The following is a 10,818-nucleotide window of genomic DNA, read 5'->3' on the forward strand; positions in this document are numbered from 1 at the left end:
GGGAGAGTAGGACGCCGCCGAACAATTCTTCAGAAGAACCCCCATCCGGGTCCCGGATGGGGGTTCTTCGCGTTTTCCGGGCTTTTGAGCGCGTTCTCAGAGCTTGAGCTTGAACCCGACGTGCGAGGCCACGAATCCCAGCCGCTCGTAGAAGCGGTGTGCGTCCGTGCGCGTCGCGTCGGAGGTCAGCTGGACGAGGTCGGCGCCGAGTTCGCGGGAGCGGTCGACGGCCCACCGGATCAGTTCGGTGCCCAGGCCGCTGCCGCGTTCGTCGGCGTGGATGCGGACGCCCTCGATGATCGTGCGGGTGGCGCCGGCCCGGGAGAGGCCGGGGACGACGGTGAGTTGGAGGGTGCCGACGGTGCGGCCGGCCCGGTCGGCGACGATCAGGTGCTGGTGCGGATCGCCGTCGATGCGGGCGAAGGCGGTGCGGTAGGGGGTGAGGTCGTCGGGGCTCTCGCGGGTGGCGCCCAGCGGGTCGTCGGCGAGCATGGCCACGATCGCCGGCAGGTCGTCGGCGGTGGCCCGCCGGATCGTCAGAACAGCCGTTTCAGTCATGATCAGAGACTAGAGGCCCCTGTCTGACGCACCGCGCCTTGTCTACGCCCGTAGCACCCCTTCCCGGGCCTTCTGAAGGGCCGTGGGACCCTCTCGGCGTCAGTCCCCGGGCTTGGCACTGGTGATGACGGCGAAGACGGCGCCGTGCGGGTCGACCAGCTGGGCCAGGCGGCCGACGCCGTGCACGTCCATGGCCGGGATCCGTACGGTCGCGCCGAGGGTGTCGGCGATGGCGAGGCTGGCGTCGGCGTTGGGGACCTCGAAGTAGGGGAGCCAGTGCGAAGTGGTGCCGCGCGCGGTGTGTTCGGGGCCGAGCTGCATGATCCCTCCGTGGGCGTCGTCGCTGCCGCCGCCGGCCGGGGTGAGGACGGTGTACATCACCTCGCCGAGCGGGACGTCCTGCTCCTGCCAGTCGAAGACGGAGCGGTAGAAGGACTTGTCGAGTTCGGCGTCGACGCTGTAGCACTCGGCCCAGCAGAGGCTGCCCTCCTCGGTGACGACGTCCAGGCCGCGGGTGCCGTGCGGCTGCCAGACGGCGAAGTCGGCGCCGGTCGGGTCGGTGTAGCCGGCCATCCGGCCCGCGGTGAAGACGTCGAAGGGGGCGAACCGGACGCGGCCGCCGGCCTGTTCGACCAGCGCGGTGGTGCGGTCGGCGTCCTCGGTGGCGAAGTAGAGCGTCCAGCCGGGCGGGGTGCCCTCCTCGGCGAGCGGGCCCAGGGCGGCGACGGTCCGGCCGTCGAGCTGGAAGAAGCCGTAGCCGCCGGCCTCGGGGCCGGCCGAGTCGAAGGTCCAGCCGAACAGCGCGGTGTAGAAGTCGACGGACGCGCGGGTGTCGGGGCTGCTCAGGTCGAGCCAGTCCGGGGAACCGGGGCGGAAGTCGGTGTTGAGCATGGCGGCACTGCTCCTCGGACGGGGCCCGGGCGGGCGCGGTCGACGGCGGTCCCCCTCGGTCCCTCCCAGCCTGGCACCTCGGCCGGGGCGGTGCACGGCAGCGGCCGCCGCACCGGCGGGGGCGGGGTGTCGGGGCGGGGCGGTACGGTGCGTAGCGGAATCGTCCACCCGTACCGGTCGAAGGGGGTCCGGTGAGCAAGCAGGCGGCGCAGTCCGGGCAGCAGGTGCCGCGCCAGCTCGCGCAGGTCGAGGGCGTGCTGGAGCGGATCACCTACGCCAACGAGGAGACCGGCTACACAGTGGCCCGGGTGGACACCGGCCGGGGCGCGAACGACCTGCTGACGGTGGTGGGCGCGCTGCTGGGGGCGCAGGTCGGCGAGTCGCTGCGGCTGCACGGGCGGTGGGGCTCGCACCCGCAGTACGGGCGGCAGTTCACGGTGGAGAACTACACCACGGTGCTGCCCGCCACGATCCAGGGGATCCAGCGGTACCTGGGCTCGGGGCTGATCAAGGGGATCGGGCCGCGGTTCGCCGAGCGGATCGTGGAGCGCTTCGGGGCGGACACCCTGGAGGTGATCGAGAACGAGCCGGGCCGGCTGATCGAGGTGCCGGGGCTGGGGCCCAAGCGGACCAAGAAGATCGCCGCGGCCTGGGAGGAGCAGAAGGCCATCAAGGAGGTGATGGTCTTCCTGCAGGGGGTCGGGGTGTCCACCTCGTTGGCTGTGCGAATCTACAAGCAGTACGGCGACGGTTCGATCGGGGTGGTGCGGAACGAGCCGTACCGGCTGGCCTCGGACGTGTGGGGCATCGGCTTCCTGACGGCGGACCGGATCGCGCAGGCGGTGGGGATCCCGCACGACAGCCCGGAGCGGGTGAAGGCCGGCCTGCAGTACGCGCTGTCGCAGAGCACCGACCAGGGGCACTGCTTCCTGCCGGAGGAGCGGCTGATCGCGGACGGCGTGAAGCTGTTGCAGGTGGACGTCGGGCTGGTGATCGACTGCCTGGCGGAGCTGGTGGCGGCCGAGGGCGTGGTGCGCGAGGCGGTCCCGGGGGAGGGCGGCGAGCCGGTCACCGCGGTGTACCTGGTGCCGTTCCACCGGGCGGAGATCTCGCTGGCCAACCAGCTGGTGCGGCTGCTGCGTTCGGACGCGGACCGGATGCCGTGGTTCGGGAACGTGGACTGGCCGGTGGCCCTGGACTGGCTGGCGAAGCGGACCGGGGCCGAACTGGCGCCGGAGCAGGAGGAGTCGGTCCGGCTGGCGCTGACCGAGAAGGTCGCGGTGCTGACGGGCGGTCCGGGCTGCGGCAAGTCGTTCACGGTGAAGTCGATCGTGACGCTGGCGCTGGCGAAGCGGGCCAAGGTGGTGCTGGCGGCGCCGACCGGCCGGGCGGCGAAGCGGCTGGCGGAGCTGACCGGGGTGGAGGCTTCGACGGTGCACCGGCTGCTGGAGCTGAAGCCGGGCGGGGACGCCGCGTACGACCGGGACCGGCCGCTGGACGCGGACCTGGTGGTGGTCGACGAGGCCTCGATGCTGGACCTGATCCTGGCGAACAAGCTGGTCAAGGCGGTGCCGCCGGGCGCGCACCTGCTGTTCGTGGGGGACGTGGACCAGCTGCCCTCGGTGGGCGCCGGGGAGGTGCTGCGGGACCTGCTGGCGGAGGGCGGGCCGATCCCGTCGGTGCGGCTGACCAGGATCTTCCGGCAGGCGCAGCAGTCCGGCGTGGTGACCAACGCGCACCGGATCAACGAGGGGAGGCCGCCGCTGACGGACGGCCTGGCGGACTTCTTCCTGTTCGCCGAGGACGACGCGGAGCGGGCGGCCGGGCTCACGGTGGACGTGGTGGCGCGCCGGATCCCGCAGAAGTTCGGCTTCGACCCGCGCCGGGACGTGCAGGTGCTGGCGCCGATGCACCGCGGCCCGGCCGGCGCGGGGAACCTGAACACCCTGCTCCAGGCGGCGGTGACGCCGGCCCGGGAGGGGCTGGCCGAACGCCGGTTCGGCGGCCGGACGTTCCGGGTGGGGGACAAGGTCACCCAGATCCGCAACAACTACGACAAGGGGCGGAACGGCGTCTTCAACGGCACAGTGGGAGTGGTGACCGCGCTGAGCGTGGACGACCAGCGGCTGACGGTGCTCACCGACGAGGACGAGGAGGTGGCGTACGACTTCGACGAACTGGACGAGCTGGCCCACGCGTACGCGGTGACGATCCACCGCTCGCAGGGGAGCGAGTACCCGGTCGTGGTGATTCCGGTCACCATGTCCGCTTGGACGATGCTCCAGCGGAACCTGCTCTACACCGCTGTGACCAGGGCACGGAAACTCGTGGTGCTGGTGGGGTCACGCAAGGCGATCGGACAGGCCGTCCGGGCCGTCAGTGCAGGTCGGAGGCATACCGGACTCGACCATCGGCTCGCAGCTGGATGATTATCCAACGGGATGGTTGCCTCTAATGTTCTCTTGACGTGAAGAGATTTACGGCAGAGCCTAGGGTGGTGCCGATCTTGTCCGGTTCGTACCGGCTGCGGCAGCAGGTTTTGTAGGGGCGGGCCCTTTCGGGCCACCCCGGGTGCGCGACTGTCCTCCGGATGGGGGATGGTAGAGACAGTCAGGGCACCTTGGAAGAGGATTCATTTCGTCGGTGAGGAAGACGTGAGCGACAACTCGGTAGTACTGCGGTACCAGGACGGCGAGTACGAGTACCCCGTCGTCGAGAGCACTGCGGGCAACGCCGGCTTCGACATCTCGAAGCTGCTCCCGCAGACCGGCCTGGTCACCCTGGACAACGGCTTCGGTAACACCGCCGCGTACAAGTCCGCGATCACCTTCGTGGACGGCGACAACGGCATCCTGCGGTACCGCGGCTACCCGATCGAGCAGCTCGCCTCCGATGGCGGGTTCATCGAGACCGCGTACCTCCTGATCAACGGCGAGCTGCCCAACGCGGACCAGCTGGCCGAGTTCAACCGCGAGATCACCCAGCACACCCTGCTGCACGAGGACGTCAAGCGCTTCTTCCAGGGCTTCCCGCGGGACGCCCACCCGATGGCCATGCTGTCCTCGGTCGTCGGCGCGCTGTCCACGTTCTACCCGGAGAGCCACAACCCGTTCGACGCGGCCCAGCGCCACCTGTCGACGGTCCGCCTGCTCGCCAAGCTGCCGACGATCGCCGCGTACGCGTACAAGAAGGCGATGGGCCAGCCCTTCGTCTACCCGCGCAACGACCTGAGCTACGTCGAGAACTTCCTGCGGATGACCTTCGCCGTCCCCGCCGAGGACTACGAGCTCAACCCGGTCGTCGTCAACGCGCTGGACAAGCTGCTCATCCTGCACGCGGACCACGAGCAGAACTGCTCGACCTCCACCGTGCGCCTGGTCGGCTCCAGCCACGCCAACCTGTTCGCCTCGATCTCGGCCGGCATCTCGGCCCTGTGGGGCCCGCTGCACGGCGGCGCCAACCAGGCCGTGCTGGAGATGCTGGAGAGCATCCAGAAGGACGGCGGCGACGTCGACGCCTTCATCACGAAGGTGAAGAACAAGGAAGCCGGCGTCAAGCTGATGGGCTTCGGCCACCGGGTCTACAAGGCGTTCGACCCGCGTGCCGCCCAGGTCAAGCTGCTCGCGCACGAGGTCCTCGGCCAGCTCGGCAAGAGCGACGAGCTGCTGGACATCGCGCTCAAGCTGGAGGAGCACGCCCTCAAGGACGACTTCTTCATCTCGCGCAAGCTGTACCCGAACGTGGACTTCTACACCGGCCTGATCTACCGCGCCATGGGCTTCCCGACCAGCATGTTCACCGTGCTGTTCGCCCTCGGCCGGCTGCCGGGCTGGATCGCCCACTGGCACGAGATGATCAACGACCCGACCAGCCGGATCGGCCGTCCGCGCCAGATCTACACCGGCACCGCGATCCGCGACTACGTCCCGCTGGACGCCCGCTGACCGCAGCGGCGCCGACCACCGGCCCGCACGGAAGCTGAGAGGGGCCCGACCGCGAGAGCGGCCGGGCCCCTTCGCGTCCCGGTGGCGCGCCCGAGGGCCCGCGCGGGGACGGAACCGTACGGCGCACGACTCCGGGGTCGGCCGCAGCCGGGGACGGCCGCTCAAAGCGTCCCAGGCCCGCCAGAACCCCGGCGTCGTGCGCGAAGGCCGTCAGGGTCGACGACCGTCCCGGGGCCCGCCGGAGCCCCGTCGGCGACAGCCCGCTGGAAGCGCGGGGACACGTTGCCGTTCAGCGTGTCCCCGCCCACCGGAAAAACTGCCGCACTACCAACCTAAGACGTATCAGGGTGCGAGAAGTTACGCCCGGGGGGTGTGAGCTGCCTCTCGCCACGCTCCGTGTGCGCGTCGTACCACGCTCATATCACACCTTCGCTCGCGCCGGACGTCACCCTCCCCGCAGTCACGGCAACCGAGCGTGATAGGAATCGTGGCATTCCGGTACGGACCGTCGCGCACATTCGCCGCGCGACGGCGGAACTGGGGAGGGAGTGCGCAGATGGCCAGGAACGTCGTCGTCACCGGCGGTGGCACGGGAATCGGGTACGAGGTCGCGCGGCGGTTCGTCGAGGCCGGCGACCACGTGGTGATCGTGGGCCGCCGCCGGGAGGTCCTGGAGAAGGCCGCGGCCGGACTCGGGCCGAACGTCACCCCGCTGGTGTGCGACCTCGCCGACCCGGACGCCGTCGAGGCCGCGCTCGCCGACCTGCCCGAGCGGATCGACGTCCTGGTCAACAACGCCGGCAGCCGCGAGACCGTGGTCGGCGGCGGGCCGCACGCCCTGCTGGCGCGCTGGCGCGGCGACTTCGAGCGCAACGTGCTGACCGTGGTGCTGCTCACCGAGTCGGTCCGCGACCGGCTCACCCCGGGCTCCGGCCGGGTGGTCACCATCAGCTCCATCGCCGCCCTGCGCGGGGCCGGCTCGTTCGGCGCGGCGAAGGCCTCGCTGCACGCCTGGAACCACTTCCTGGCCGCCCAGTTGGGCACCTCGGGCATCACCGCCAACATCGTCGCGCCGGGCACCGTCGCGGGCACCGAGTTCTTCGGGCCGCGGCTGGACGAGGCCGAGGTCGCCCGCCGGGCCGCCCGCACCCTGCTCGGGCGGATCGGCGAGACCGGCGAGGTGGCGGCGGCGGTGTACTTCCTGGCCTCGCCCGAGGCCGGGTTCATCACCGGCGAGATCCTGCACTGCAACGGCGGCGAGCTGCTGGGGCGTTGAGGCCCGGCCCCCGAGGGCCCCGGGACGCCCCGTACGCGCGAAGGCCCCGGACCGACACCGGTCCGGGGCCTTCGCGCGGGCCGGCTCAGGCGGGCCGGAAGCGGCGCAGCCGCAGGCTGTTGGTGACCACGAAGACCGAGGAGAAGGCCATCGCGGCCCCCGCGACCATCGGGTTGAGCAGGCCGGCGGCGGCCAGCGGGATCGCCGCCACGTTGTAGCCGAAGGCCCAGAACAGGTTGCCCTTGATGGTGGCCAGGGTGCGGCGGGAGAGCCGGATCGCGTCGGCCGCCGAGCGGAGGTCGCCGCGGACCAGGGTGAGGTCGCCGGCCTCGATGGCGGCGTCCGTACCGGTGCCCATGGCGAGGCCCAGGTCGGCCTGGGCGAGCGCGGCCGCGTCGTTGACGCCGTCGCCGACCATCGCGACGACCTTGCCCTCGGCCTGCAGCCGCTTGACGGTGGCGACCTTCTCCTCGGGGAGCACCTCGGCGAGCACGTGCTCCGGCGCGATGCCGACCTCGGCGGCGACGGCCTCGGCCACCGCCCGGTTGTCGCCGGTGAGCAGCACCGGGGTCAGGCCGAGCGCGCGCAGCCTGCCGACGGCCTCGGCGCTGGTCGGCCTGACCGCGTCGGCGACCTCCAGCACGGCCCGGGCCTCGCCGTCCCAGCCGACCGCGATCGCGGTGCGGCCGGCCGCCTCGGCGGCGGCCTTGGCGCGGGCCAGGGAGGGCGGCAGGTGCTGCGCGCGGTCGGCCAGCAGGGCCTCGCGCCCGGCGACCACCGCGCGCCCCGCCACGACCCCCTCCACGCCCCGCCCGGGCACGCTGCGGAAGTCCGCGACGGCGGGCAGGGCGCCGGCCTCGGCGGCGGCCTCGGCGACCGCCCGGGCGACCGGGTGCTCGGAGGCGTGCTCGACGGCGCCCGCCAGGCGCAGCGCCTCGGCCCGGTCCACGCCCTCCGCGGTGTGCACGGCGACCAGGGCCATCCGGCCGGTGGTGACGGTGCCGGTCTTGTCCAGGACGACGGTGTCCACCGTGCGGGTGGTCTCCAGTATCTCGGGGCCCTTGATCAGGATGCCCAGCTGGGCGCCGCGGCCGGTGCCGACCATGAGCGCGGTCGGGGTGGCCAGGCCCAGGGCGCACGGGCAGGCGATGATCAGCACGGCGACGGCCGCGGTGAAGGCCTCGGTGGAGCTGTCGGTGGCCAGCAGCCACACCACCAGGGTGGCCAGGGCGATCAGGATGACGGCCGGGACGAAGACCGCGGAGATCCGGTCGGCCAGCCGCTGGGCGGCGGCCTTGCCGTTCTGGGCCTCCTCGACCAGCCGGGCCATCCGGGCCAGCCGGGTGTCCGCGCCGACCCGGGTGGCCTCGACCACCAGCCGGCCGCCCGCGTTGACGGTGGCGCCGGTGACGGCGTCGCCGACGGTGACCTCGACCGGGACGGACTCGCCGGTCAGCATCGAGGCGTCCACCGCCGAGGCGCCCTCGACCACCGTGCCGTCGGTGGCGATCTTCTCGCCGGGGCGGACCACGAAGCGGGTGCCGACCGTCAGCCGGTCCACCGGCAGCCGTACCTCGCGTCCCCGCTCCAGGACCGCGACGTCCTTGGCGCCGAGGTCGAGCAGGGCGTGCAGTGCGGCGCCGGCCCGGCGCTTGGAGCGGGCCTCCAGGTAGCGGCCGAGCAGGATCAGCACGGTAACGGCGGCGGCGGTCTCCAGGTAGAGCGTGGCCGAGGCGTCGGTGTCGCCGACCGAGAGCGAGAAGTCGTGGTGCGTCCCGGGCCGGCCGGCGTGGCCGCCGAACAGCGCCCAGCAGGACCAGCCGAAGGCGGCCAGGGTGCCGAGCGAGACCAGGGTGTCCATGGTGGCGGCGCCGTGCCGGAGGTTGGTCCAGGCGGCGCGGTGGAAGGGCAGGCCGCCGTAGACCACGACCGGGCCGGTGAGCGCGAAGGCCAGCCACTGCCAGTCGGTGAACTGGAGGGCCGGGACCATCGACAGCAGCACCACCGGGACGGCGAGGACGGCGCTGGTCAGCAGCCGGTCGCGCAGGGGGTCGGCGGGCTCGGGCCGGGTGGGGTGCTCGGGGGCGGCCGGGGGCGGGGGGAGCTCGGCGGTGTAGCCGGTGCGCTCGACGGTGGCGATCAGGTCCTCGACCGTGGTGCCGGGGCCGAAGTCGACCCGGGCCTTCTCGGTGGCGAAGTTGACGGTGGCCTCGACGCCGTCCATCCGGTTGAGCTTCTTCTCGATCCGGGCCGCGCAGGAGGCGCAGGTCATCCCGCCGATCGACAGCTCGACCCGGTCCCGGGCCCCGAGGTCCGGGGTGGACGTGCTCATGCGGATCAGCTCCTCGGTGCGGGTGGCCGGCGGGGCGCCGCGGCGGCCCCGCCGTGCCGGGTGGTTCAGGCGCTGCGGCCGACCAGCTCGTAGCCGGCCTCGTCGATCGCGGCGCGCACCTGCTCGTCGTCCAACGGGGCGGCGGAGGAGATCGTCACGGTCCCGGCCGTGGCGTCGGCGGCGACCCCGGTGACCCCGGCCAGGGCGGAGACCTCCTCGCTGATCGCCTTCTCGCAGTGGCCGCAGCTCATGCCGGACACGGTGTAGGTGATGGTGCTGGACATCGGGGGCCTCCGGGAGGTCCGGGCGGCCCGGGTGTTCGCCCGGGGCGCGGCGCTGGCAACGACTCTTGTGACAACACCATACCCCTCCAGGGTATTCCGGGAGTGGTGGGGGTGGGGCGCCCGGATCGCCCCGGGAACGCCGGGGGCCAGGGCCGGTCGGGCTTCCGCGGTGATCGTCCCTTATGTTCGGTATGTGTTTCCGCTCCGCCGCGCCCAGTCTCCCTCGGCTCCCACGGCAGCCGGACTGCCGCCGGACCGGCAGCGCGGCGCCCTGCTCGCCGCCGACCTCCAGGACGTGCCCTTCTGGCGGCGCGCCACCCCGGCGCTGATCGCCGTCCTGCTCGTCGGGCTCGCGGACTTCCTCTCCGGCAAGGACCGCTACCTGGCCCCGCTGATGACCGTGGTGCCGACCGTCGCGGCACTGACCCTGAGGCCCCGCGAACTGCTGCTGGTCTGCTCGCTCGGGCTGCTCACGGTGTTCGGGCTCAGCCACCACGACGAGGTCGACAACATCAACGACGCCCGCTTCCTGTACGGGGCGATGGTCAGCTACGTCGTCCTGACGCTGTTCTCGGCCTGGGTCGCCAAGATCCGGATGCGGCGCGCGGCGGCCTTCGCGGCCGTCAGCTCCGTCGCCGAAGCCGCCCAGCGGGCGCTGCTGCAGCTGCCCGGGCCGACCGTCGGGCCGCTGCGGCTCGCGGTGCGGTACGTGTCGGCGGCGGACGCCTCACGGATCGGCGGGGACCTGTACTCCGTGCTGGAGACGCCGCACGGCACCCGGGTCGCGGTCGGGGACGTCCGGGGCAAGGGACTGGCCGCCGTCCAGACCGCGGCCGTGGTGCTGGGCGCCTTCCGCGAGGCGGCGTACGACGAGGCCGGGCTGCGGGGCGTCGCGGCGCGGATCGAGGCCAGTGTCGAACGGCACGTGCCGGACGGGGAGTTCACCACGGCGCTGTTCGCGGAGTTCCGTACGCCCGGGGCGATGGAGCTGCTGCAGTACGGGCACGTGCCGCCGATCCGGGTGGACCACGAGGGGCGGGCGCACGTGCTGGACGCGCCCGACCCGTGGGTGCCGCTGGGGCTCGGCCGGCTGGCGGCGGGGGAGCCGACCACCTGGGCCCAGCCGTTCGGGGCGGAGGACGTGCTGGTGCTCTGCACGGACGGGGTGATCGAGGCGCGGCACCGGACGAGCGGGGAGTTCTACCCGCTGGCGGAGCGGGTCGGGCCGCTGGTGCGGGGGGCCGCGCGCTCGGAGGGGGAGCTGGAGACGGCGGTCGGGCGGGTGTACGCGGACCTGCTGGCGCATACGGGTGGGGAGTTGCGGGACGACGCGTTGTTGCTGCTGATCGTGCGGACGGATGGGTGAGGGGGCCCTGCGGGGGTCTTCTGTGGGGGTGGGCTTTCGGGAGGGTGGGGGGCCGGGGGGGGGGGGGGGGGGGGGGGGGGGGGGGGGGGGGGGGGGGGGGTTTGGGCGGGGTTGACGGGGGGGTAAGGTGACCGGGGGTGGGGGGGGGGGGGGGGGTGGGGGGAGGG

Annotated in this window: 8 protein-coding genes; 4 read left to right on the forward strand and 4 right to left on the reverse strand. The window is 72.8% G+C overall.

The window, feature by feature from the left end:
- Window positions 1-96: 96 nt before the first annotated feature.
- Window positions 97-558, reverse strand: a complete 462-nt coding sequence (locus ACLWS4_RS36685) for a GNAT family N-acetyltransferase (RefSeq protein ID WP_380745001.1) — start codon at window positions 556-558, stop codon at window positions 97-99.
- 99 nt (window positions 559-657) lie between these two features.
- A complete protein-coding gene (locus ACLWS4_RS36690) occupies window positions 658-1,449 on the reverse strand; it encodes a VOC family protein (RefSeq protein ID WP_416876392.1) in 792 nt (263 codons plus the stop codon).
- A 191-nt stretch (window positions 1,450-1,640) separates the two neighbouring features.
- On the opposite strand from ACLWS4_RS36690, the gene ACLWS4_RS36695 reads away from it, so the two are divergent.
- From ACLWS4_RS36695 to ACLWS4_RS36705, 3 genes are all read left to right on the forward strand, one after another.
- Window positions 1,641-3,878 (forward strand): ATP-dependent RecD-like DNA helicase, encoded by a 2,238-nt coding sequence (locus ACLWS4_RS36695; RefSeq protein WP_049651144.1) that lies wholly within the window; start codon window positions 1,641-1,643, stop codon window positions 3,876-3,878.
- A 225-nt stretch (window positions 3,879-4,103) separates the two neighbouring features.
- Window positions 4,104-5,393 carry a citrate synthase gene (locus tag ACLWS4_RS36700; RefSeq protein ID WP_049651143.1) on the forward strand — a complete coding sequence of 430 codons (1,290 nt, stop codon included), beginning with the start codon at window positions 4,104-4,106 and terminating at the stop codon, window positions 5,391-5,393.
- Between the two features lie 556 nt (window positions 5,394-5,949).
- On the forward strand, window positions 5,950-6,669 hold the full coding sequence (locus tag ACLWS4_RS36705) for an SDR family NAD(P)-dependent oxidoreductase (RefSeq protein WP_049651142.1): 720 nt from the start codon (window positions 5,950-5,952) through the stop codon (window positions 6,667-6,669).
- A gap of 85 nt (window positions 6,670-6,754) precedes the next feature.
- Here the strand turns inward: ACLWS4_RS36705 and ACLWS4_RS36710 are convergent, their stop codons facing one another.
- Both ACLWS4_RS36710 and ACLWS4_RS36715 read right to left on the reverse strand, forming a co-directional pair.
- Entirely contained in the window at window positions 6,755-9,001 is a 2,247-nt protein-coding gene (locus ACLWS4_RS36710; protein ID WP_416876393.1) for a heavy metal translocating P-type ATPase, read from the reverse strand.
- A 65-nt stretch (window positions 9,002-9,066) separates the two neighbouring features.
- The gene (locus ACLWS4_RS36715) at window positions 9,067-9,285 is read right to left on the reverse strand and encodes a heavy-metal-associated domain-containing protein (RefSeq protein WP_049651134.1); all 219 of its coding nucleotides are present in this window, start codon (window positions 9,283-9,285) and stop codon (window positions 9,067-9,069) included.
- Between the two features lie 193 nt (window positions 9,286-9,478).
- Between ACLWS4_RS36715 and ACLWS4_RS36720 the strand changes: the two genes are divergently transcribed.
- A complete protein-coding gene (locus ACLWS4_RS36720; protein WP_416876394.1) occupies window positions 9,479-10,651 on the forward strand; it encodes a PP2C family protein-serine/threonine phosphatase in 1,173 nt (390 codons plus the stop codon).
- Window positions 10,652-10,818: the final 167 nt, after the last annotated feature.

Source organism: Kitasatospora sp. SC0581 (assembly GCF_048159585.1).
GTDB lineage: Bacteria > Actinomycetota > Actinomycetes > Streptomycetales > Streptomycetaceae > Kitasatospora.